This window comes from Xanthomonas euvesicatoria pv. euvesicatoria (assembly GCF_020880415.1).
Classification (GTDB): domain Bacteria; phylum Pseudomonadota; class Gammaproteobacteria; order Xanthomonadales; family Xanthomonadaceae; genus Xanthomonas; species Xanthomonas euvesicatoria.
On sequence record NZ_JAJIUJ010000119.1, the window covers coordinates 170,364 to 193,272 of the forward strand.

Sequence of the window (22,909 nt, forward strand, 5' to 3'; positions counted from 1 at the left end):
AGAGCACGCCGTGTTCCTGGTATCGCTCAAGCGTTATGTCACATGGACGTCAGGCCCACTGATGCGCAAGGTCTGATACTGAAGGTACTTGCTCGATCCGATGCCATTGGCCAGCGAGACGAACGGCGTTGAGAGACGCGCTTGTCTCGGTGGCAGCGACCCAGCTGATGTACTCCTCAGTTGGTCGAGATGTTGGCCTGCAGTGTGTGGGTCAGGCTTTCTTACGTGGCCCCTGTCACCAAGAAGCGCACGCGATCGCCACGGTAATGGTAGGCGCTCCACTGACACACCACAGCCGCGCTTGTTTGATTTTCGTCAATTCCACCGACACATGAAATTCGCAGTGGGGGTGCTTGACTGCATGGGTCAAGAATCGTTGCGGAGTCGCGCATGAGTGCAGTCACGGGTGGCAGGGTCGGTCGGGCAGCGTGCCGGCATGTGTCAATACGGCAAGGTTCGGTACGTGTAGGCGATGGTGCGGGGTGTGGTGAGCAAAGGCTCGCATCACTGCCAAACGGCAAGCAGGCGCGGGCTTCACTCGTAATGGCGCCCCTGCGCGCCGTTGTTCGCTGAGGGGGCGCCATGCGCATCTGTGTTCTCAATGACGCACTGAAGGACCCGACCGGGCTGGAGCAGCGCTGCGTGGCGGCACGCGAGGCTGGCTGCGATTACGTGGTGATGGCCGCGCCCTTCGAGCGCGATGCCGAAGGCCGTTTGATCGAGCCGGCGGCCGGTGCCCCGACGCAAATGCAGCGCCTGCAAGAGTCGGTGCAGGCGGCGCGCCGTGCGGGGGTAAAGCTGTTGATCGATGTGCGCCTGGACGAAGTGGGCGGCGCCAGTGCGGTGGTGCGCGATAACCCACAGTGGTTCCGCGCGCGCAGCACCGCGGTTCCGGACCCGCGTCAGCCGCGTGCGACGCCGGAAGTGGCCGAAGCCCGCTTTGCCTACGCACAGGAAGGTGCGGCGCTGGTGGAATGGTGGATTGCGCGCCTGCTGGAGTGGGTGGGCCAGGGCGTGGGTGGCTTCCGGCTGCTGCAGCCGCAGCAGGTGCCGGTACAGCGCTGGCGCGAGTTGATCGCGCGCGTGCACGCGCAGGCGCCGGAGGTGGTGTTTGCGGCGTGGACGCCGGGCCTGGGATTGGAGGCATTGCAGGAGCTGGCCGGTGCCGGGTTCGATGTGGCGTTTTCGTCGCTTGCCTGGTGGGATGGCCGCGGCAGCTGGTTCTTCGACGAAGACAGCGCGCTGCGTGCGTTGGCCGCGCAGGTCGTTGCCGTGCTGGACGCGCCCGATGGCAAGCGCGCCGCGGCGCCCGAGCAGCATTGGCAACTGGCACTGGCGTTGGGCGGGGCATGGCTGCTGGACGATGCGCACCTGGCGGCACTGCCATCGTCGATCCGCATCACCAACGGCCTGCCAACCAGCAATGCAGGCATGCGGTTGCGCCCGCTGCTGCGTGAGGCGACCGGGCTCACCGCGGTGGCGATCGAGCCGCTTGGCGGCTTGCCCTCCTTGTTACTGATCAACGGCGACACCCGGCATGTGGTGCCGGTGCCGGCCTCAGACTTGTTGCGGCTGCTCGGCGATGCCGAGGCCTTGGTGGCCGAAGATGGCCGCACCTTGTCCGGGGCCACGCTGGAGGCGCTGGAGCCGGGCGAAGTGCGCGTGTATCGCAGCGTGCCGGCGCGCCATGTACTGGCTGTGCCGCGCATGCGCCCGCGTGCGCAGACCGCCGGTACCTGGCCACGCGTGTGCATCGAGTCGGTGACGCCGTCGGTGGATAACGGCCGTTTTCCGGTCAAGCGCACGGTGGGCGACCGCATTTGCGTGGAGGCCGACGCGTTCTGCGATGGGCATGACCGCATCGCGGTGGCGGTGCTGTGGCGTCCGGCCGACGCCAAGACCTGGGCCAGCGCGCCGATGCGTGCGTTGGGCAACGACCGCTGGCGCGCCGAGTTTCCATTGGAACGCATCGGCACCTACGAATTTCGCGTGGAAGCCTGGCGCGACGTCTTCGCCACCTTGCATGCGGATCTGGAAAAGAAACGTGCTGCCAGTACGGTGCTGCCGGTCGATGTGCAGGAGGCGATTGCGGTAGTGCAGGCCGCACAGGCGCGCAGCGACGGTGCGCTGGCCGAGCGCCTGCAGGCAGTGCTCGCCCGCATCGGTGCGCAGAGCGAACCCCTGCAGCAGCTGGCCATCGTGCTGGAGCCGGACACCGCGCAGGCGATGGCGCAGGCCGACGACAAGCCATTCCGCTCGGAATATCCGGTCACCTTCCGGGTGGAATCCGAGCGCCGCGCGGCGCACTTTGCCAGTTGGTATGAACTGTTTCCGCGTTCGCAAAGTGGCGATGCGAGCCGGCATGGCACCTTCGATGACGTCATCAAGCGCTTGCCGCACATCCGTGCGATGAACTTCGACGTGCTGTACATGCCGCCGATCCATCCGATCGGCCTGAACAACCGCAAGGGCCGCAATAACTCGGTGACGGCGGTGGAAGGCGAGCCCGGCAGCCCATACGCGATCGGTGCGACCGATGGTGGGCATACCGAAGTTCACGCCGAACTCGGTGGACTGGAAGGCTTTCGACGCCTGATCCAGGCCGCGCGAGCGCAGGGCTTGGAAGTGGCGCTGGATTTTGCCATCCAGTGCGCGCCGGATCACCCGTGGTTGAAGGAGCACAAGGACTGGTTCACCTGGCGCGCCGATGGCTCGATTCCGTACGCGGAGAACCCGCCCAAGAAATACCAGGACATCGTCAACGTCGATTTCTACGCCAGCGGCGCGGTGCCGGACCTGTGGAATACGCTGCGCGACGCGGTGCTGTTCTGGGTCAACGAAGGCGTCACGCTGTTCCGTGTCGACAACCCGCACACCAAGCCGTTCCCGTTCTGGGAATGGCTGATTGCCGATGTGCGTGGCCGGCGCCCGGATGTGGTGTTTCTCTCCGAAGCCTTCACGCGGCCAAAGATGATGTACCGCCTGGCCAAATGCGGTTTCTCGCAGTCCTACACCTACTTCACCTGGCGCAACCACAAGCACGAGCTGCAGGCCTATGTGGAAGAGTTGAACGAGGGCGTGCCGCGCGAATGCTTCCGCCCGCATTTCTTCGTCAATACGCCGGATATCAATCCGCTGTTCCTGCAGACCAGTGGGCGCAACGGCCATCTGATCCGCGCTGCGCTGGCCACCACGCTCTCAGGCTTATGGGGCATGTACCAAGGCTTCGAACTCTGCGAGGCCACACCGCTGGCGCCGGGCAAGGAAGAGTATCTGGACTCGGAAAAATTCCAGCTGCGCGCCTGGCCCGAACGTGCGCCCGGCGACATCGTCGAGGAGATCACCCGCTTCAACCAGCTGCGCCGCATGCATCCGGAACTGCAGTCGCACCTGGGCACGCGCTTCTATCAGGCGCATAACGACCAGGTGCTGTACTACGGCAAATTCCTGGATGCCGGCTACCTGTCGCGCAGCCGCAGCATGGTGCTGGTGGCGATCAATCTGGATCCGCACGCCGGGCAGGACGCCGATATCGAGATTCCGTTGTGGGAACTGGGCCTGCCCGATCACGCCAGCGTCGCCGTGGACGATCTGTGGGATGGCCATCGTTTCGCGTGGCACGGCAAATACCAACACATCCGTCTAGAGGCAACGCGACCGTTCGCGTTATGGCGCATCCGCGCAGGAGAGGTCGCATGAATGCAGTGGCATCGTTACAAGCCGACGCAGAGCAGTCCGCCGTGGTTGCCGACCAGCGTTGGTACAAGGACGCGATCATCTACCAGGTGCATGTCAAGTCGTTCTTCGACTCCAACGACGACGGCATCGGCGATTTTCCGGGGCTGATTTCCAAGCTGGACTACATCGCCGAACTCGGCGTGGACACCATCTGGCTGCTGCCGTTCTATCCCAGCCCGCGCCGCGACGATGGTTACGATATCGCCGAATACATGGCGGTGCATCCGGACTACGGCAGCATCGAGGATTTCGAGCAGCTGGTGGCGCAGGCGCATGCGCGCGGCATCCGTATCGTCACCGAGCTGGTGATCAACCACACCTCCGACCAGCACCCCTGGTTCCAGCGCGCGCGTAATGCGCCCGCTGGCTCGCCAGAGCGCGACTTCTACGTATGGTCGGACACCGACCAGGAATACGAAGGTACGCGGATCATCTTCTGCGATACCGAGAAATCCAACTGGACCTGGGATCCGGTGGCCGGGCAATACTTCTGGCATCGCTTCTACTCGCACCAGCCGGATCTGAACTTCGACAATCCGGCGGTGCTGGAAGCGGTGCTGGAAGTGATGCGTTTCTGGCTGGATCGCGGCGTGGATGGCCTGCGTCTGGATGCGGTGCCGTACCTGATCGAGCGCCCGGGCACCTCCAACGAAAACCTGCCCGAAACCCACGCGATCCTGCGCAAGATCCGCGCCACCCTGGACGCGGAATACCCGGACCGCATGCTGCTGGCAGAAGCCAACATGTGGCCGGAAGATACCCAGCAGTATTTCGGCCAGAATGCCGACGAATGCCATATGGCGTTCCACTTCCCGCTGATGCCGCGCATGTACATGGCCATCGCGCGCGAAGACCGCTTCCCTATCACCGACATCATGCGCCAGACCCCGGAGATTCCGGAAAGCTGCCAGTGGGCGATCTTCCTGCGCAACCACGATGAGTTGACGCTGGAAATGGTGACCGATTCGGAGCGCGATTATCTGTGGCAGACCTATGCCGCCGACCGCCGCGCCCGCATCAACCTGGGGATTCGCCGCCGCCTGGCGCCACTGCTGGAGCGCGACCGCCGCCGCATCGAATTGATGACCTCGTTGCTGCTGACCATGCCCGGCACGCCGGTGCTGTATTACGGCGACGAGATCGGCATGGGCGACAACATCCACCTGGGCGATCGCGACGGCGTGCGCACGCCGATGCAGTGGTCGATCGACCGCAACGGCGGCTTCTCGCGCGCCGACCCGGCGCAGCTGGTGCTGCCGCCGGTGATGGACCCGCTGTATGGCTTCCAGGCGGTGAATGTGGAAGCGCAGATGCGCGACCAGCATTCGCTGCTGACCTGGACCCGCCGCGTGCTCAGCGTGCGCAAGCGCTACCAGGCCTTCGGCCGCGGCAGCTTGCGCTTCCTGTACCCGGGCAACCGCCGCATGCTGGCGTACCTGCGCTGCTATCAGGATGAAACCGTGTTGTGCGTGGCCAACCTCTCGCATACGTTGCAGGCGGTGGAGCTGGATCTGTCCGAGTTCGAAGGCCGGGTGCCGGTGGACATCATCGGTGGCGGCAGCTTCCCGCCGATCGGCCGGTTGACCTATCTGCTGACGGTGCCGCCGTTCGGCTTCTACGCCTTCCAGCTGGTCAGCGAAGGCACATTGCCCGATTGGCATGTCCCCAGCCCGGTGCCGCTGCCGGATTACCGCACGCTGGTGCTGCGCAGCGATGCCGACGAAAGCGCCGCACTGCTGCCGCATCTGCCCACCCTGGAAGGCGAAATCCTGCCGGCGTGGCTATCGGCGCGACGCTGGTTCTCGGCCAAGGACCAGGCGCTGCGCAGCGTGCGCATCGCGCGCCGCACGCCGTTGCCGGGCGATGAGCCGATGACGCTGCTGGAACTGGAGGTAGAGCTGGAAGACGGCCGCCACGAGCGCTACATGCTGCCGGTGGGCATCGTGTGGGAGCGCGAGCAGCCGAGCACATTGGCCGAGCAGCTGGCGCTGGCGCGCGTGCGCCAGGGCCGCGAGGTGGGCTATCTCACCGATGCGTTTGCGCTCAAGCCCATGGTGCGCGGTGTGATCGATGCGCTGCGCAGCAATGCAGCGCTGGACTTCTGCGACGGCGACGATGCCTCGCAACAGGGGCAGGTCTGTTTCGAAGCCACCCCGGCACTGGCAACGCTGGATATCCCGCAAGATCCGGAGATTCGTTGGTTGTCGGCCGAACAGAGCAACAGCTCGCTGGTGGTCGCCGACAAGGCCGTGTTCAAGCTGCTGCGGCATGTGGCCGTAGGCGCGAACCCGGAGATCGAGATCGGCCGCCGCTTGACCGAGATGGGCTATGCCAATGCCGCGCCGCTGCTGGGCAGCGTCAGCCGCATCGACGCGCAGGGCACCGTCACCACCATCGCGTTGTTGCAGGGCTTCATCCGCAACCAGGGCGATGCCTGGCGCTGGACGCTGGACCATCTGGCGCGCAGCTTCGACGAATACGCCACCGCGCAGACCGACGAGGCGCGCGCCGAAGCGGTCGCCGGCTACGATGCCTTCGCCGCCGTGGTGGGCAAGCGCCTGGCCGAGTTGCACGAAGCGTTGTCGCGCGCCACCGACGATGCCGACTTCGCGCCGCAACGCATCGACCTGCCGACCGCCAACGATGTGGTGGCCGGCGTGGGACGCCAGGTCGAAGAGATGTGGGACACCGTCAACGCACGCCTGGCCGGCAGCGAAGACAGCGCCGAACGCGAGGCGCTGGAGGCGGTGCTCGCCGAGCGCCCGCAGCTGGATGCCTTGCTCGCCCAGGCGCCGAGCGTGCTGGCCGATTCCTTGCTCACGCGCGTGCATGGCGATTTCCACCTGGGCCAGATCCTGGTGGCCTTCGATGATGTGGTGCTGATCGACTTCGAAGGCGAGCCGGCCAAGCCGCTGGCCGAACGCCGCGCCAAGGCCAGCCCGCTGCGCGACGTGGCCGGCTTCCTGCGCTCGCTCGATTACGCCAGCGAAGTGTCGGCACGTGGCGAGGAAGGCACCGCGGCCCGCGCCGGTGTTGGCGTGGACACGCACCTGGACGAATTTCTGGTGCAATTCCGCCGCCGCTCCACACAAGCCTTCCTGGACGCTTACCATGCCGTGCTCGACGCCAGCGCCCATCCGTGGATTGCGCCGGCGGCGTTCAATGCAGCCACCTTGTTGTTCCTGGTGGAGAAGGCTTGCTACGAAGTGCGTTATGAAGCGGCCAATCGCCCTGGCTGGTTGATGGTGCCGATCGAAGGCTTGCGACGCATCCTGCAACGCGCACGCGCCGGTGCAGGAGACACATGATGAGTGGAGTAATGACAGCAGTGAGCAATCGATGGGATCCCGGCGCGGTACGCGCCCTGGCAGAGGCGCGCCATGGCGACGCGTTCGCGGTATTGGGCGCACACCCGTCCGACAACGGGCGCTTTTTGCGCACCTATCTACCCGGCGCCGACCGGGTCAGCGCGGTGCTCGACGATGGGCAGGTGGTGGCGCTGGACGCTGGCCCGGAGCCGGGCCTGTTCGCCGGCGAGTTGCCGGCGCACGGTGGGTATCGCCTGCGCATCGGCTGGCCCGGTGGCGAGCAGGAGACCGCCGACCCGTACGCGTTCGGCCCGCAGCTCAGTGACTTCGACCTGCACCTGATCAGCGAAGGCCACCACTTGCAATTGGCCGACGCGTTGGGCGCCAACGTGGTCGAAGTGGACGGCGTGCGCGGCACGCGCTTTGCCGTCTGGGCACCGAATGCCTCGCGCGTGGCGGTGGTGGGCGACTTCAACAGCTGGGACGCGCGCCGTCATCCGATGCGGCTGCGTCACCAGGCCGGCGTGTGGGAGTTGTTCGTGCCCGACGTCGGCCCCGGCGCACATTACAAGTACCAGCTGCGCGGTCCGCACGGGCACGAACTGCCGGCCAAGGCCGACCCGGTGGCACGCCGCGCGGAGCTTGCGCCGGGCACTGCGTCCATCGTGGCCGATCCCACGCCGCATCAGTGGAGCGACGACGGTTGGATGGCCACGCGTGCGCGCCGCCAGGCCCATGACGCGCCGATGAGCATCTACGAGATCCACGCCGGCTCGTGGTTGCGCGAAGCAGGCCTGGACCTTGATTGGGACGGGCTGGCCGATCGCCTGATTCCGTACGTGGCCGATATGGGCTTTACCCATGTCGAGTTGATGCCGGTGAGCGAGCATCCGTTCGGCGGCTCCTGGGGCTACCAGCCATTGGGTCTGTTCGCGCCGACCGCGCGTTTCGGGACACCCGATGGATTTGCGCGCTTTGTCGACCGCTGCCACCGCGAAGGCATCGGCGTAATCGTCGATTGGGTGCCGGCGCACTTTCCCACTGATGCGCACGGATTGGCGCATTTCGACGGCACCGCGCTGTACGAGCATGCCGACCCGCGCGAAGGCTTCCACCGTGACTGGAATACGCTGATCTACAACCACGGCCGCCGCGAGGTATCCGGGTTCCTGATTGCCAGTGCGATGGAATTCCTGCAGCGCTATCACGTCGATGGCCTGCGCGTGGATGCAGTGGCTTCGATGCTGTATCGCGATTACAGCCGCAACGCCGGCGAGTGGATACCCAACATCCACGGCGGGCGCGAGAACTACGAGACCATCGCGTTCCTGCGCCGGCTCAACGAGGTGGTGCGCGAGCACACGCCGGGCGCGGTGATGATTGCCGAGGAATCCACTGCGTTTCCCGGTGTCACCGCCGACGTGGCGCACGGCGGCCTGGGCTTTCACTACAAGTGGAACATGGGCTGGATGCACGACACCCTGCATTACGCCGGGCTGGATCCGATCTATCGCCGCTACCACCACGGTGAGCTGACTTTCAGCATGGTCTATGCGTATTCGGAGCGCTTCGTGCTGCCGATCTCGCACGACGAAGTGGTGCACGGCAAGGGTTCGTTGCTGGGCCGCATGCCGGGCGACGATTGGCAGCGCTTCGCGAATCTGCGTGCTTACCTGGGTTTCATGTTCACCCACCCGGGGCGCAAGTTGCTGTTCATGGGCTGCGAATTCGGTCAACCGACCGAGTGGAACCACGACGCCGGCCTTCCGTGGCATTTGCTCGACGACCCTCGCCATCGTGGTGTGCAGACGTTGGTGCGCGATTTGAACCGGCTGTATGTGCAATACCCGGCGCTGCATGCGCACGACGACGATCCGTCCGGATTCGCCTGGGTGGTGGGCGACGATGCCGGCAATAGCGTGGTGGCGTTCCTGCGCAAGGGCAAACGTGGCGACGCACCGGTGCTGGTGGTGATCAACTTCACTCCGGTCGTGCAGCACGGCTATCGCATCGGCGTGCCACAAGGCGGCCAGTGGCGCGAGGTGTTCAACAGCGACGCCGGCATCTACGGCGGCAGCAACCTGGGCAATGGCGGCAGCGTGACGGCCGAGCAGCAATCCATGCATGGGCACGCGCAATCGCTGCCGCTGCTGTTGCCACCGCTGGGCGCCATCGTGCTGACGCCGTATGGCTGATGCTTCCTGCGCCTACCACCGGGCACCTGGCCTGGTGGTAGGCGGCAGCTGCGTCATGCATCCAGCTTTCATCGACAGGGTGGGCCATGTGCTGGCATCGCTTGCATTGCTGCGCTCCCACTCGACTGCGATGGCATGGGTCTGTGCAGGCGGACGCTTGCGCAGCAAGTCATCCAGCAGCAGGTCATCCCGATGATCACGCGCAAACACGATGATGGCGAGACGGGCACCGGCACGCGCATCGGCGTGATCTCCGATACGCATGGCCTGCTTCGGCCCGAAGCGCTTGCCGCGCTTAAGGGCTGCTCGCAGATCATCCACGCCGGCGATGTGGGCAAGCCGCAGGTGCTTGAGGCGTTGCGGGCACTGGCACCGCTGCATGCCATCGCAGGCAATATCGACGACAAGCCGTGGGCGAACGGCTTACCGCAGACGCTGGATCTGCACATCGCTGGTGTGCGTATCCACGTGCTGCACGATCTGAAGACGCTGGCACCGCAGGTGCAGGCGGATGTGGTCATCAGCGGCCATTCGCACAAGCCGTCGGTGCGCATGCACGATGGGGTGCTGTACCTCAATCCGGGCAGCGCCGGGCCGCGTCGCTTCAGTCTGCCGATCAGCGTGGCCATGCTCTGGCTGGGCGATGGCGCGCCGCGCGCGCACGTGCAGCCATTGGCCCTTGGCTGAGTCCGCTGACTTGGCATGCACACCGGCGGGGCCATGCTCGTGGGCCACGTTGTTGCAAGGGATTCCCCATGAATACACGTCGCCAATTCCTTTCTGCTGCCGCGGCCGGTACTGCGGCATTGGCCGCTGCACCGTTGATGGCGCAATCATCGGCGCCCGGCAGCGTGATGCCCACGCGCGGGAAAACCGATGCGGGCGCATTGCCGACCAATCCGCGCGTCCAGGGCGAACGCTACCGGCCTCGCAGTCGTCTCGGCTTCGGTGGCGTGGCCATCGGCAATGGCTTTGCGCCTGCCACCGACGCCCAGAGCGAGCAAACGCTGGCAGCGGTATGGGAATCGGGCGTGCGGTATTTCGATACCTCGCCTTGGTACGGGCTGGGCTTGTCGGAGCGACGTACCGGCCATCATCTGCACAACCATCCGGCCGACGATTACGTGGTGTCGACCAAGGTCGGGCGCCTGCTCACCGCGACCGACACGCCGCCCAAGACGATGTGGCAGCAACCTTCGCCGTTCGACTATCGCTATGACTACAGCGCGTCCGGTGTGCGGCGCTCGATCGAAGACAGCCTGCAGCGTCTGGGGGTGTCGCAGATCGACATCGCATATATCCACGATCTCTCGCCGGAGAACGAAAAAGACCTGGGCATGCCATGGGAGCAGCGGTTCGCCGAGGCGGTGAAGGGCGCGATGCCGGAGCTGACCAAGATGCGCAAGGAGGGCTTGATCAAGGCCTGGGGCTTTGGCGTCAATCGTCCTGAGCCGGCCTTGCGCGCAATCGAAGAAGCCGACCCCGACATCTTCCTGCTCGCCTGCCAGTATTCGCTGCTCGACCATGCGCAGGCCTTGCATGACACCTTCCCGAAGATCGCAAAGCATGGCGCCTCGGTGGTGGTCGGTGCGCCATTGTTGGCTGGCTATCTGGCCGGGCGCGAGCGGTATCTCTACGACGGCACCATTCCGCCATGGGCGCCTGCCAAGCGGCAGAAAGCGCTGGCCATCTGCGACCGGCATGGCGTGGATCTACGCACCGTTGCGCTGCAATTTGCTGCAGCTCCGCAGGTGGTGTCGGCGGTGATTCCCGGTGCGCGCACGGCCGAGCAGGCCCGCGCCAATGCAACCTCGATGCAGGTGGCGATTCCGCCGGCACTGTGGGAAGCGCTCAAGCGCGAAGGCGTGATGGAGGCAGACGCGCCGGTGCCCGCGGCGCGTTGAGGGCCGGGCCCGCGCGCAGCGCATGGTGTTTGCGCTGCATGGCAATCAAAACGTCCCGCGTTGAATGAACGGCGCTTGTTGATACAACACGCGCTCGCCACCACGTGGATCCAGTTCCAACCGGCTTGGCGTATCGAACACCAGCGTTTCGCGCCGTTTCAAGGAGTAGGGCCGCCAGTGCGGCGCACCGCGGCGGTTGGGTTCGCCATGCCGGGCAAACGCAATCAGCGCTTCGCTCATTTGCTCGGCCATGCGCTGCGCATCGGCACCATCGCCGGTGCGCGAGCCCGGCTGGCGCACGTTGTCGAACACCAGCGGAATATCCAGGGTATGGAAGGCGCCGAACTTGCCGCCATCCAGCGGCGAACCCCAATCCAGTTGATAGACCCAGGTGGGCGCGCCCTGACGGGCACGCGCTTCGGCTTCTTCGACAGCGCCGCGCCACGAGCGGCCGGCGGTGGTGGCTGCGAAGAACACCTGCGACGGCGTGTACTGCGGATAGAGCCGCCGATATTCGGCAATGACCACCTGCGGCAACAGGTCCACGTATTGCTGCGCCTCCAGCCTGGCCGGCAGCTCGTCCCAGCTCAGCGCGAAATTCTTCGCATCGTTACCGAGAAAGCCGCGTGTTTCATCGCGCGTATTGCCGATCACCATCGGGATGCGGGCCGACTGCACCGGCGCAGTTGGCCAGAACGGATGCACCGGCACGTTGCGCGCGTCCAGCACCGGGCCGAAATACAGCGCGGTGTTTTCCACCCGCGACGGGTCGCGCACGTGCGCGGCGGCCAGCAGCTGGGCCACAGGTAGCGTGCGCATGCGCGCGATCTCGCCTGGCGCAATCTTTAACGCATCCAGCAACAATTGCGCGCGCTGGGTGGCCGCACGCGGCCCGGCCACGGTGACCTGTTGCCCGCTCATGGTCCAGGCGCGATGAAAGAGCCCGCGCGCGGCCGGCATCGCCATCAGCGTGGCGATCTTGGCGCCACCGCCCGATTGCCCAAACACCGTGACATTGTTGGCGTCGCCGCCGAATTCGGCCGCATGCTGGCGCACCCACTGCAGGGCCTGGATCAGGTCCAGCTGCCCGGCATTGCCGGAGTCGGCAAAACCGGCATCGCCCAGCTGCGCCAGCGACAGGTAGCCAAATAGATTGAGCCGGTGATTGACGGTGACCACCACCACATCGCCGCGCTTGCACAGGCGCACGCCGTCGTAGAGCGGGTCGCTGCCGGAGCCGGTGGTGTAGCCGCCGCCGTGGATATAGAACAACACCGGCCGCTTGCCGCCATCGCGCAGGCCAGGTGTCCACACATTGAGGAACAGGCAGTCCTCACTGGTGGGCTCGTTGGCCTTGAGCTGCGGCGCCGCTGCACCGAATCCGCTGGCATCGCGCACGTGGTGCCACGGCGTTTCCGGCAGCGGCGCCTGGAAGCGCCGCGGGGCAGTGTCGCCGCCATACGGAATGCCCTTGAACACGCAGACGCCCTGGTCGCGGTAGCCGCGCAGCGCGCCGCCACGCACGCGTGCCAGCGGCGCGCCATCGTCGCGTGGCGGCGCAAGTACGGCCGCGGCAGCGAAGCCGGGAAGCGTTGCTGCCGCAGTCGCGAGCAGGCCACCACGCAGCAGCGTGCGGCGTCGCGTGTCGGGGGTGGCTTGGGTCGTCATCGCCCCATCTCCTTCGCCGGTGAAGGTGGTGCAGGCTTGGCTACAGGCGGCTGCGGCTTGGTGACATGCGCGATCCAGGCTTGCGCCAGCTGCGGCCATGCGGACACGGTAAGACCGCTGCCGCTGGCAGCTCCGAAACCATGGCCGCCCTGCGGGAATACGTGCAGCTCGCTGGGCACCCCGGAGCGCAGCAGCGCAGCGTGCATCAGCAGGCTGTTGCGCACCGGCACCACGCTGTCGTCCTGCGCATGCAGCAAAAAAGTGGGTGGCGTGTGCGCGTCCACGTGCAGCTGCGGCGAATAGGCCTGCACCTGCGCCTGGCTCGGGGCGCTGCCGATCAGGCGTTCGCGCGAGCCTTTGTGTGCGTTGGCGCTATCCATGTCGATCACCGGGTAGATCAGCAACTGGAAGTCCGGTCGTGCGCTCAGTGCATCGGCTGCGTCGATGGGCGGATACATCTGCGCGGCGTAACGCGTGCCCAGGCTGGCGGCGACATGGCCGCCGGCCGAAAAGCCCATCACGCCCACGCGCTGCGCATCGATGCCATAGCGCGCCGCGTTGGCGCGGATCAGCCGCAAGGCACGTTGCGCATCGGCCAGCGGCACGTCGGCGCCGTTCGGGTGGCCTTCGCCCGGCAGCCGGTAGCGCAGCACGAACAGGGTGATGCCGGCGGTGTCGACGAAACCGGGCACCAGCGCGCTGCCCTCGTTGTCCAGCACGATGCGTTGATAGCCGCCGCCAGGCGTCACCAGCAGGGCGGTGCCATTGGGCTGTTTGGGCCGATAGACCACCAGGTACGGCGTACTGACCTGCTGGATGTAGCGATCCGGCTGCGCCGGGTCGCTGCTGCGCTCGACGATGCGCTGCGGTTGCGGCAGCGCCGTATCCCCCGGTGCCAGCGGCGTTGGCCACAGCGCGATCCGGCTGGCCTGTTCGGCGGCAGTGTCGGCGCTCGGTCGCTCGGCCGCCGGCGCGGGGCGCGCCAGCAGCACGCCCAGCACAACGAGCGCCAGGCCATGCCGCGTGGCGCGCGAAAGCGCGGTCAAAGCCCGCGTTTGGCGTGTCTGTTCCATTCACCCCTCCCAGGGCCACTTCGTCACCGCGACCACAATGCCGCAGTGCACATTGCCAATGACACCGGTTTACCATATACAGCACACCGTGCCGCTGTCGATTGGCAGTGCAACAAGACACCTATCGGGGAGACACCCTTGAGCAACGACGCCGCCACTCCGCCACCGTCCACATCCACGCTGTCCGCCATCGCCCAGCGCTTTGTGGAAGCACGCCGTGCAGGGGCATCGCTGCCTGACTTTCCCGGGCAAATCCCCGACGATCTGGTCACCGCCTACCAGGTGCAGGACATCGCCATCAGCCAATGGCACGACCATGTCGTGGGCTGGAAGGTGGGGTATATCGCCGCCGAGCGCCGCGATGCATCCGGCGACGAGCGCCTGCTTGGCCCGATCTTCTCGCAGAAGGTCTGGAATGCTACCGGTGGAACAACCGAGTTCCCGATCTTTGTCGGCGGCTTCGGCGCGGTGGAAGCCGAATATGTGCTCGTGCTCGGCGCCGATGCCCCGGCCGAGCAGACCCACTTTACCCCGGAGCAGGCCGCGCAGGTGCCGGCCACCTTGTTCATCGGGGTGGAAATCGCCAGCAGCCCGCTGGCCACCATCAACCAGTTGGGCCCGCGGGTGGTGATTTCGGACTTCGGCAACAACAACGGCCTGATTCTGGGCCCGGAAGTGACCGATTGGCTGGCGCGCGACGAGGCTGCGCTCACTGCGCAGACGCTGATCGACGACCAGGTGGTCGGCACCGGCGGCGCCACCACCTTGCCCGGCGGCCTGCGCGCGGCCTACGCATTCGCGCTCAGCCGTTCGGCACAGCGCGGGCGTCCGCTCAAGCGCGGTGATCTGATTGCCACCGGCAATGCCACCGGTATCCACGACATCGAAGTGGGGCAGCGTGCCCTGATTCGCTTCGCCGGCATCGGCGATATTTCCTGTACGGCTGTGTCCGCCAGTTGACGGCGGCCCCCGTGACCAGACGCTTGGGAGGGCGCCAATGATCACACGCAGACATTTTCTTGGTGCCGGGCTCGGCGCCGCGGCTGCCGCCCCCTGGTTGGGTGCCGGCGCCACCACGCCGATTCCCGGCGGGCAGTTGCTCACCGCCACCGATGTGCACGTCGGCGATTACCCCACCGTGGAAGCGGTGCGCTGGTTCGGCAAGCAGCTGGAAGAACGCACCCATGGCCGGCTCAAGCTGCGCCAGTACCACTCCGGCCAACTGGGCCGCGAGTCGGAGGCGATCGACATGGCGCGCTTTGGCGCCATCGACATCACCCGTGTGTATTCGGGCGCGTTGAACAACACCTTCCCGCTCACGCAGGCGCTATGCCTGCCGTATGTGTTCGATTCGGTACCGCATCTGCGCCGGGCCATCGACGGGCATGTCGGCGACAGCGTGCTGCGCAGCTTCGAGCAGCGCGATCTGGTCGGTCTTGCCATCTACGATTCGGGCGCGCGCTGCTTCTACAACACCAAGCATCCGCTGCATCGCCCGGAAGATCTCAAGGGCCTGAAATTGCGGGTGGCGTCGTCGGACATCTTCCTCAAGCTGATGCGCATGCTGGGCGCCAACCCCACGCCGATGTCGCTGGGCGAGACGTTCTCGGCGATGGAAACGCACATGATCGACGGTGCGGAAAACAACATGCGCAGCTTCCAGTCCAGCCGGCATTTCGAAGCCGCGCATTACTGGTCGCAGAGCGAACACTCCTACGCGCCGGACATCCTGGTGATGTCGCGCCAGAGTTTCCAATCGCTGAGCGCGGCCGACCGCGGCCTGGTGGTGGAACTGGCGCGTGCCTCGGTGCCGGTGATGCGCAACTTGTGGGATGCCTCCGAGACGGTGGCGCGCAAGCAGGTCATCGACTACGGCGTGAAGCTCAACCAGGTCGACATGCCGGCGTTCCGCGCCGCCGCTGCCCCGCTGCTGGCCGAATACCGCAAGCAGCCGGAGATCGAAGCGCTGTACCGCCGCATCCGCGATTTCGCATAGAGGTGACCCGATGACCGAACCCGAGACTGTTGCCGTCCCGGTCGCGCCGTTGCAGCGCGCGCTGGACCGCGTTTCCGATATCGCCGTGGGCGTGGCCTCCTTGGCGCTGCTGGGCCTGGTGGTCGTGCAGGGCTGGCAGGTGTTTACCCGCTACGTGCTCAACGACTCGCCCAGCTGGACCGAGCCGGTAACCCTGTTGCTGCTGAGCACCGCCCTGAGCCTGGGCGCGGCGGCCGGCGTGCATACCAACCGCCACTTCGGCTTCTACCTGCTGGGCGAACACGTGCCGCCGCTGGTGCGCAAGATGTTCGAAGTGATCCGCCCGCTGATGATCATGTCCATTGGCGCGGTGCTGGCGTGGTGGAGCGCGGCGCTGCTGTTGGACGGGCTGGATATCAAGATGGCCGGTGCGCAGATGCCGCAGAGCATCAACTACCTGCCGCTGTCGATCGGCGGTGCGCTGATGGTGCTGTTTGCCGTGTTCAAGTTGTGGCGTGTGCTGCGCCCGGTCCATGCTGGAGGAGTGCGCTGATGGGCATCGCCATGTTGTTGGGCACCTTCGTGGTGCTGCTGTTGATCGGCGTGCCGGTGGCCTACGCCCTGGGCGCGGCGGCACTGGCCACGCTGCTGTATCTGGACCTGCCCACGGTAGTGCTGGTGCAGCAGATTTCTGCCGGTAGCGGCTCGGCGTCGTTGATTGCGATCCCGCTGTTTATCTTCGCCGGCGAGTTGATGTTGCGCGGTGGCATTTCCGAACGCCTGATCGCCTTGGCCTCGTCGTTGGTCGGGCGTGTGCGCGGCGGTCTGGGCCAGGTCAGCGTGCTGTCGTCGCTGTTCTTCGGCGGCGTCTCCGGCTCGGCGATTGCCGATGTCTCGGCGGTGGGCGGCACCATGATTCCGCAGATGATCAAACGCGGTTACGACCGCGATTACGCGGTGAACGTGAGCATGACCGCTGCGCTGGTGGCCTTGCTGGTGCCGCCTTCGCATAACCTGATCCTGTTCTCGGCCGCAGCCGGCGGCGGCTTGTCGATTGCCGATCTGTTCGCGGCCGGCATCTTTCCGGCGTTGTTGATGACCGCCGCGATGATGGTGACCGGCTATGCAGTGGCGCGTCATCGCGGCTACGGCACCGAAGCCTTTCCCGGTTGGCGTGCGTTGGCCCTGCGCCTGATCGGTGCGCTGCCCGGCCTGGGGTTGGTCGGATTGATCTTCATCGGGATTCGCGCCGGCATCTTCACCGCGGTGGAAAGCGCCGCCATTGCCGTGGTGTACGCATTGATCGTCACCGCATTGCTGTATCGCCAATTGCGTTGGGCCGAGTTCTTCGCGGCGGTGACGCATGCGGCGCGCACCACCGGCGTGATCCTGTTCGTGATCGCCACCGCTGCGGTGTTCGGCTGGTTGCTGGCCTATTTGCAGGTGCCTGCGGCAGCGGTGAAGTTCCTGCAGGCCATTGCCGACAGCAAGAACATGGTGCTGTTGATGATCGTGGTGATGCTGCTGTTGCTGGGCATGTTCATGGACCTGGCGCCGAAGATCCTGATCTGCACGCCGATCTTCCTGCCGGTGGTGAAGGCCTACGGCATCGACCCGATCCACTTCGGCCTGGTGATGGTGCTGGCCGGCGGTATCGGCCTGATCACGCCGCCGATCGGCTCGGTGTTGTTCATCGGTACTTCCATCGGGCAGATCACCATCGCGCAAAGCATGCGCACCATCTGGCCGTTCTGGCTGGCGGCGTTGTGCGTGCTGTTGATCGTTGCCTTTTTCCCTGAGTTGTCGCTGTGGCTGCCGCGCGCCCTGCGCGCCTGAGCTGGGGCGATTGCGTGATTGCGTAACGGCAAACGGGCGGTCGGTACGGCTTGTTCGCGTGGTAACGAGCGCCTGCCATCCACATGCAGGCGCGTCAGGCGTCGCTGCCGGCGGGAGGCTCTGTCGCATCTGGTTAACCGGTGGCATTGCGCGCCATCGTGGTAAAGCCCGGCATCCGGGACTAGGAGAGAGCATGCGTGTGCGTCCCATTTCATCCCGATGGCGTTGGCCGATGGCCGGCGGCTTGCTGCTGTGCGCCGGCCTGAGCGCTGCGGCGGACTGGAAGCGCGGTATCGAGCACCAGCGCATCGCCGACCAGGGCGATGGCAGCTTTCTCAATCCGGTGCTGGCCGGCGACCATCCCGACCCGTCGGTGCTCAAGGATGGCGATGATTACTACCTCACGCTGTCTTCGTTCGATGCCTACCCGGGCCTGCCGATCTGGCACTCGCGCGATCTGGTCAACTGGCAGCCGCTGGGCCACGCCATCACCCAGAACGTGGGCGCGATCTGGGCACCGGACCTGATCAAGCACGGCAAGCGCTACTACATCTACTTCCCGGCGCGGCGCGGCGACCAGGGCGAGCGCAGCAATTTTGTGGTCTGGGCCGACGACATCAAAGGCCCGTGGAGCGCGCCGATCGACATCGGCCTGGGCAAATACATCGACCCCGGCCATGCAGTGGGCGAGGACGGCAAGCGTTACCTGTTCCTGAGCGGCGGCGATTACGTGCAGCTGTCCGATGACGGCCTGAAGGTGGTCGGCACCCCCAAGCACGTCTACGACGGCTGGAAATATCCGGAAAGCTGGGACGTGGAAGGCTACGCCCAGGAAGGCCCCAAGATCACCCGCCACAACGGCTGGTACTACATGACCACCGCCGTGGGCGGAACCGCCGGCCCGCCGACCGGGCACATGGTGATCACTGCGCGTTCGCGCTCGATCCACGGCCCCTGGCAGAACGCGCCCAACAACCCGATCACCCGCACCAGGAGCGCGCAGGAGCCGTGGTGGTCGCGCGGCCACGCCACCCTGGTGGAGGGCACCGACAAGCGCTGGTGGATGCTCTACCACGGCTACGAAAACGGCTACTGGACGCTAGGCCGGCAGGCGCTGCTGGACCCGATCGAATGGACGCCCGATGGCTGGTTCGTCGCCAAGGGTGGGGACCTGGGCACGCCGCTGAAAAAGCCCAGTGGGCAGGCCCTGCCGCACGGGTTGGCGTTGTCGGACGATTTCCGCGCCAGCACGCTCGGCCCGCAGTGGGCGTTCTTCAATCCGGCCGCCGACGAGGCCAAGCGCCTGCAGGTGGGCAATGGCGTGTTGCGGCTGCAGGGCAAGGGCAGCGCGCCGCGCGACGCTTCGCCGCTGACGGTGATCGCCACCGACCCGGCCTACCAGTTCGAAGTGCAGATGACCGTGTCACCGGGCGGACAGGGCGGGGCGTTGCTGTTCTACAGCGACAAGCTCTATGCCGGCGTCGGCAGCAATGGGCAACAGTTCGTCATGCATCGCTACGGCGAGGAACGCCCGGCCACGCTGGCGCCCAGCACCAACGGCGGCACGCTATGGCTGCGCGTCACCAACAACCGCCACATCGTCACCATTCACAGCAGCACCGATGGCAAGGCCTGGACCAAGTACCCGGTGCAGATGGAAGTGTCCGGTTACCACCACAACGTGGCCGGCAAGTTCCTGGCCCTGAAGCCGGCGCTGTATGCCGCAGGCCCCGGCCAGGTGGAATTCCGCAATTTCCGCTACCGCGCCCTGGACTGACCGTTCTGCATCGGCGGGCATGTCGTGGCGCTGCCTGCTGTGGCGGGCCCGTCACGGCGGACCCGGTGCAGCGGCAGGCTTCGCTCAGGTCTGCCGGCCGTCGGGCCGGTAGAATCCAATCAACTTTACTGGTTGACCGCTATGCCCGCCCGCAAGATGCCTGAAGAGGGAATGCCTGGCCTGCCGAAGGGTCGGGTCGCAACGATCAACGACATCGCGCGGATGTCGGGCGTGTCCAAGAAGACCGTCTCGCGGATCATCAACAATTCGCCGCTGGTGCGGCAGGACACGCGCGAGAAGGTCGAGGCGCTGATGCGCGAGGTCGGCTATGCGCCGGATCCGCTCGCGCGCGGGCTGGCGTTCCGCCGTTCGTTCCTGATCGGCATGGTCTACGACAACCCCACCGCGCAATACATCGTGGACATGCAGTACGGCGCGCTGGACGCGCTGCGCGGTTCCAGCTTCGAACTGGTGGTGCACCCCTGCGACAGCCGCAGTCCCGGCTATATCGAAGGCGTGCGCCGCTTTGCGCAGGCGCAGAAGCTGCACGGCGTGATCCTGGTGCCACGCGCCTCCGAAGACCAGGCGCTGGCCGACATGCTGGCCGAGATCGGTTGCCGCTACACCCGCATCGCCTCGATCGCGCTGGACACCACCTCGCAGACGGTGATCACCCACGACCGCGACGGGGCAGCGGAGGCGGCCGATTACCTGCTTTCGCTGGGCCACCGCGACATCGCCCTGGTCACCGGCCCCAGCGCCTACCGCTCCTCGATCGAGCGCACCTCCGGCTTTGCCGACGCGCTGACCCGGCGCGGCATCGAACTGCCGCCCGAGCGCATCGTCGAAGCCGGTTACACCTTCGAATCGGGCGTGGCGGCGGCCGAAAAGCTGCTGCTGGGCAAGAAGCGCCCCACCGCCATCTTCACCGGTAACGACGAAATGGCCGCCGGTATCTACAAGGTCGCCCTGCGCGCCGGCATCAGTATCCCGCGCCAGCTCTCGGTGATCGGCTACGACGACAGCTCGCTGGCCTCGCGGCTGTGGCCGCCGTTGACCTCGGTGCGCCGCCACACCCGCGACACCGGCCGCACCGCCGCGGCGATGCTGATCCAGCCCGACAACGCGCCGCAGCTGCCCACCGCCAGCGTGCGGCCGCACCTGATCGTGCGCGACTCCTGCCAGCCGCCGGAAGATTGAGCTACTTGGTCCTGGCGGAAGAGGAACAAAGCCCCTCTCCCGCCGGGGCGAGAAGGCACAGCTTGCGCGGCATCGCCGCGCGTGCCTTGGAGCGCCCGCGCCGCTGGCGCGGGCCGGGGCGCGGAGCGGGGGTTGGGGTGAGGGTAAGGCGGCAGGCAGCCAATTTAGAAAGCTCAGGCTTGCGCCGGAAGGCAATAGGCCACCACCCACAAAGCAAGCTGTGCTCTTCAACACAGCGCGCAGCCTCGTACCCTCATCCGCCCCTGCGGGGCACCTTCTCACGATGGGAGAAGGGAGTTGGTAGTCCGTGCGTCCACCGACACCGTCTTTCGTGCACTGCGCAATGACACCGGTTAACCAGAGTCGGTAGACTAGCCCCGTGCAAGCCCACGTTCCCCCTTGCTTGCCTTGGAGAAGTGCCATGTCCCTGTACTGCAAAACGCACTACGCCACCCATCCCGACGCCATCAAGGGCGCCAGCAACGACGCGCTGCGCGAGCTGTATCTGCTTGATGGGCTGTTCGTGGACGACGCGGTGACGCTCAAGTACACCCACTACGAGCGCTTCGTGCTCGGTGGCGCCGCGCCGCTGGGCAAGACGCTGGAACTGCCCAGGCAGACCGAGCCCGCCTCGGCCGCGGGGCATCCGTTCCTGGAGCGTCGCGAGCTGGGCGTTCTCAATGTCGGCGCAGGCACCGGCACGGTGACCGTGGACGGCACCGCCTACACGCTGGGGCCCAAGGACGGCCTGTACGTGGCGATGGGCAGCACCGATGTCAGTTTTGCCTCCGCAGACGCGGCCAACCCGGCCAAGTTCTATCTCGCCTCCACGCCGGCGCATGCGCGCTTTGAGACCAAGCAGCTCTCGATCAAGGATGCGGTGGCACTGGAGCGCGGTGCGCTGGAAACCAGCAACGAGCGCACCATCTACCAGTACATCGTGCCGGCCACCTGCCAGTCCTCGCAGCTGTTGCTCGGCCTGACCGTGCTCAAGCCCGGCAGCGTCTGGAACACCATGCCGCCGCATCTGCACGACCGCCGCAGCGAGGTGTATTTCTATTTCGACCTGGGCGCCAACGACCGCGTCTACCACTTCATGGGCGAACCCGATGCGCAGCGCCACATCGTGATCCAGAACAACGAAGCGGTGGTGTCGCCGCCGTGGTCCATCCACATGGGTGCCGGCACCAGCAATTACGCCTTCATCTGGGCAATGGGCGGCGAAAACCTGGATTACACCGACATGCACGTACTGGACATCTGCCAGCTCAAGTAAGGCCTGCATCGACGCGCCGGCACCCACCAGGCCAGACATGACGCCGCCTTGTGCGAGGCGAGCGCCAACAACGCTGGCGCGACCCAGTTGGGCGCCGGCGTTACAGCAGTTCGTACAACCCGGCCGCGCGCTGCGCGGCTTACTCATCACACCACGGCACATCCAGCAGGAGCGATAAGGTAATGAGCAATCCGTTCAGTCTCGAAGGCAAGGTCGCACTGGTCACCGGTGCCAATACCGGCCTGGGCCAGGGCATCGCATTGGCCTTGGCCGAGGCAGGTGCCGACATCGCTGCCGCCGGCATCCAGGCGCCCACCGAGACCGAAGCCAAGGTCAAGGCGTTGGGCCGCCGCTTCATCGCCATCGAAGCCAACCTGATCAGCATCGAGCCGGTGCAGCGCATCATCGAGGAGACCATCGCCGGCCTCGGCGGGCTGGATATTCTGGTCAACAACGCCGGCCTGATCCGTCGCACCGATGCGGTGGATTTCAGCGAGCAGGACTGGGACGACGTGCTCAACGTCAACCTGAAATCGGCCTTCTTCATGGCGCAGGCCGCAGGCCGTCACTTCATCGCGCAAGGCCGCGGCAAGATCATCAACATCGCCTCGATGCTGTCGTTCCAGGGCGGTATCCGCGTGCCGTCCTACACTGCCAGCAAGTCCGGCATCGCCGGCATCACCCGCCTGCTTGCCAACGAATGGGCCAGCAAGGGCGTGACCACCAATGCCATCGCACCGGGCTATATGGCCACCGACAACACCGCGCAGCTGCGTGCCGACGAAGACCGCAACAAGGCCATCCTGGACCGCATTCCGGCCGCGCGCTGGGGCGTGCCGGCCGACCTGGGCGGCACCGCGGTGTTCCTGGCCAGCAGCGCGTCGGACTACGTCAACGGCGCCATCATTCCGGTCGACGGTGGTTGGCTGGCGCGCTAAGCGCTCGCCTCTGTACGGCTC

At 66.0% G+C, this 22,909-nt stretch carries 15 protein-coding genes; 13 read left to right on the forward strand and 2 right to left on the reverse strand.

Going from position 1 to position 22,909, the window contains the following annotated elements; genetic code table 11:
• Positions 1 to 582 precede the first annotated feature (582 nt).
• From LN450_RS21350 to LN450_RS21370, 5 genes are all read left to right on the forward strand, one after another.
• Entirely contained in the window at positions 583 to 3,699 is a 3,117-nt protein-coding gene (locus LN450_RS21350) for a maltotransferase domain-containing protein (RefSeq protein WP_011345881.1), read from the forward strand.
• Positions 3,696 to 7,046 carry a maltose alpha-D-glucosyltransferase gene (gene treS, locus LN450_RS21355; RefSeq protein ID WP_011345882.1) on the forward strand — a complete coding sequence of 1,117 codons (3,351 nt, stop codon included), beginning with the start codon at positions 3,696 to 3,698 and terminating at the stop codon, positions 7,044 to 7,046. The genes LN450_RS21350 and treS overlap by 4 nt, the downstream gene beginning before the upstream one ends.
• Before the next feature lie 11 nt (positions 7,047 to 7,057).
• The gene (glgB, locus tag LN450_RS21360; RefSeq protein ID WP_046934882.1) at positions 7,058 to 9,241 is read left to right on the forward strand and encodes a 1,4-alpha-glucan branching protein GlgB; all 2,184 of its coding nucleotides are present in this window, start codon (positions 7,058 to 7,060) and stop codon (positions 9,239 to 9,241) included.
• Positions 9,242 to 9,433: 192 nt separating this feature from the next.
• Complete coding sequence (locus tag LN450_RS21365) at positions 9,434 to 9,928, forward strand: metallophosphoesterase family protein (protein WP_011345884.1); 495 nt, start codon at positions 9,434 to 9,436, stop codon at positions 9,926 to 9,928.
• 68 nt (positions 9,929 to 9,996) lie between these two features.
• Complete coding sequence (locus LN450_RS21370) at positions 9,997 to 11,145, forward strand: aldo/keto reductase (protein ID WP_011345885.1); 1,149 nt, start codon at positions 9,997 to 9,999, stop codon at positions 11,143 to 11,145.
• Between the two features lie 45 nt (positions 11,146 to 11,190).
• On the opposite strand, the gene LN450_RS21375 is transcribed toward LN450_RS21370, so the two are convergent.
• Both LN450_RS21375 and LN450_RS21380 read right to left on the reverse strand, forming a co-directional pair.
• Complete coding sequence (locus tag LN450_RS21375) at positions 11,191 to 12,813, reverse strand: carboxylesterase/lipase family protein (RefSeq protein WP_039417751.1); 1,623 nt, start codon at positions 12,811 to 12,813, stop codon at positions 11,191 to 11,193.
• The gene (locus tag LN450_RS21380; protein ID WP_011345887.1) at positions 12,810 to 13,886 is read right to left on the reverse strand and encodes an alpha/beta hydrolase; all 1,077 of its coding nucleotides are present in this window, start codon (positions 13,884 to 13,886) and stop codon (positions 12,810 to 12,812) included. Before LN450_RS21380 ends, LN450_RS21375 begins: the two co-directional genes overlap by 4 nt.
• A gap of 138 nt (positions 13,887 to 14,024) precedes the next feature.
• Here LN450_RS21380 and LN450_RS21385 point away from each other — a divergent pair, with 138 nt between their 5' ends.
• From LN450_RS21385 to kduD, 8 genes are all read left to right on the forward strand, one after another.
• Positions 14,025 to 14,846, forward strand: coding sequence for a 2-keto-4-pentenoate hydratase (locus tag LN450_RS21385; RefSeq protein ID WP_008574478.1), 822 nt, complete (start codon positions 14,025 to 14,027; stop codon positions 14,844 to 14,846).
• Positions 14,847 to 14,883: 37 nt separating this feature from the next.
• Positions 14,884 to 15,882, forward strand: a complete 999-nt coding sequence (locus LN450_RS21390) for a TRAP transporter substrate-binding protein (protein WP_008574481.1) — start codon at positions 14,884 to 14,886, stop codon at positions 15,880 to 15,882.
• Between the two features lie 10 nt (positions 15,883 to 15,892).
• Entirely contained in the window at positions 15,893 to 16,414 is a 522-nt protein-coding gene (locus LN450_RS21395; RefSeq protein WP_008574483.1) for a TRAP transporter small permease, read from the forward strand.
• The gene (locus LN450_RS21400) at positions 16,414 to 17,697 is read left to right on the forward strand and encodes a TRAP transporter large permease (protein WP_011345888.1); all 1,284 of its coding nucleotides are present in this window, start codon (positions 16,414 to 16,416) and stop codon (positions 17,695 to 17,697) included. Before LN450_RS21395 ends, LN450_RS21400 begins: the two co-directional genes overlap by 1 nt.
• Before the next feature lie 193 nt (positions 17,698 to 17,890).
• Positions 17,891 to 19,474 (forward strand): family 43 glycosylhydrolase, encoded by a 1,584-nt coding sequence (locus tag LN450_RS21405; protein ID WP_011345889.1) that lies wholly within the window; start codon positions 17,891 to 17,893, stop codon positions 19,472 to 19,474.
• A 141-nt stretch (positions 19,475 to 19,615) separates the two neighbouring features.
• Complete coding sequence (locus tag LN450_RS21410) at positions 19,616 to 20,674, forward strand: LacI family DNA-binding transcriptional regulator (protein ID WP_011345890.1); 1,059 nt, start codon at positions 19,616 to 19,618, stop codon at positions 20,672 to 20,674.
• Between the two features lie 421 nt (positions 20,675 to 21,095).
• Positions 21,096 to 21,950 (forward strand): 5-dehydro-4-deoxy-D-glucuronate isomerase, encoded by an 855-nt coding sequence (gene kduI, locus LN450_RS21415; RefSeq protein WP_011345891.1) that lies wholly within the window; start codon positions 21,096 to 21,098, stop codon positions 21,948 to 21,950.
• Between the two features lie 182 nt (positions 21,951 to 22,132).
• Positions 22,133 to 22,888, forward strand: a complete 756-nt coding sequence (kduD, locus tag LN450_RS21420; RefSeq protein ID WP_008575030.1) for a 2-dehydro-3-deoxy-D-gluconate 5-dehydrogenase KduD — start codon at positions 22,133 to 22,135, stop codon at positions 22,886 to 22,888.
• Positions 22,889 to 22,909: the final 21 nt, after the last annotated feature.

Coding starts and splice junctions, on each gene's coding strand:
- LN450_RS21350 (WP_011345881.1), top strand. CDS start 583: ATGCGCATCTGTGTTCTCAATGACGCACTGAAGGACCCGACCGGGCTG.
- treS (WP_011345882.1), top strand. CDS start 3,696: ATGAATGCAGTGGCATCGTTACAAGCCGACGCAGAGCAGTCCGCCGTG.
- glgB (WP_046934882.1), top strand. CDS start 7,058: ATGACAGCAGTGAGCAATCGATGGGATCCCGGCGCGGTACGCGCCCTG.
- LN450_RS21365 (WP_011345884.1), top strand. CDS start 9,434: ATGATCACGCGCAAACACGATGATGGCGAGACGGGCACCGGCACGCGC.
- LN450_RS21370 (WP_011345885.1), top strand. CDS start 9,997: ATGAATACACGTCGCCAATTCCTTTCTGCTGCCGCGGCCGGTACTGCG.
- LN450_RS21375 (WP_039417751.1), bottom strand. CDS start 12,813: ATGACGACCCAAGCCACCCCCGACACGCGACGCCGCACGCTGCTGCGT.
- LN450_RS21380 (WP_011345887.1), bottom strand. CDS start 13,886: ATGGAACAGACACGCCAAACGCGGGCTTTGACCGCGCTTTCGCGCGCC.
- LN450_RS21390 (WP_008574481.1), top strand. CDS start 14,884: ATGATCACACGCAGACATTTTCTTGGTGCCGGGCTCGGCGCCGCGGCT.
- LN450_RS21395 (WP_008574483.1), top strand. CDS start 15,893: ATGACCGAACCCGAGACTGTTGCCGTCCCGGTCGCGCCGTTGCAGCGC.
- LN450_RS21400 (WP_011345888.1), top strand. CDS start 16,414: ATGGGCATCGCCATGTTGTTGGGCACCTTCGTGGTGCTGCTGTTGATC.
- LN450_RS21405 (WP_011345889.1), top strand. CDS start 17,891: ATGCGTGTGCGTCCCATTTCATCCCGATGGCGTTGGCCGATGGCCGGC.
- LN450_RS21410 (WP_011345890.1), top strand. CDS start 19,616: ATGCCCGCCCGCAAGATGCCTGAAGAGGGAATGCCTGGCCTGCCGAAG.
- kduI (WP_011345891.1), top strand. CDS start 21,096: ATGTCCCTGTACTGCAAAACGCACTACGCCACCCATCCCGACGCCATC.
- kduD (WP_008575030.1), top strand. CDS start 22,133: ATGAGCAATCCGTTCAGTCTCGAAGGCAAGGTCGCACTGGTCACCGGT.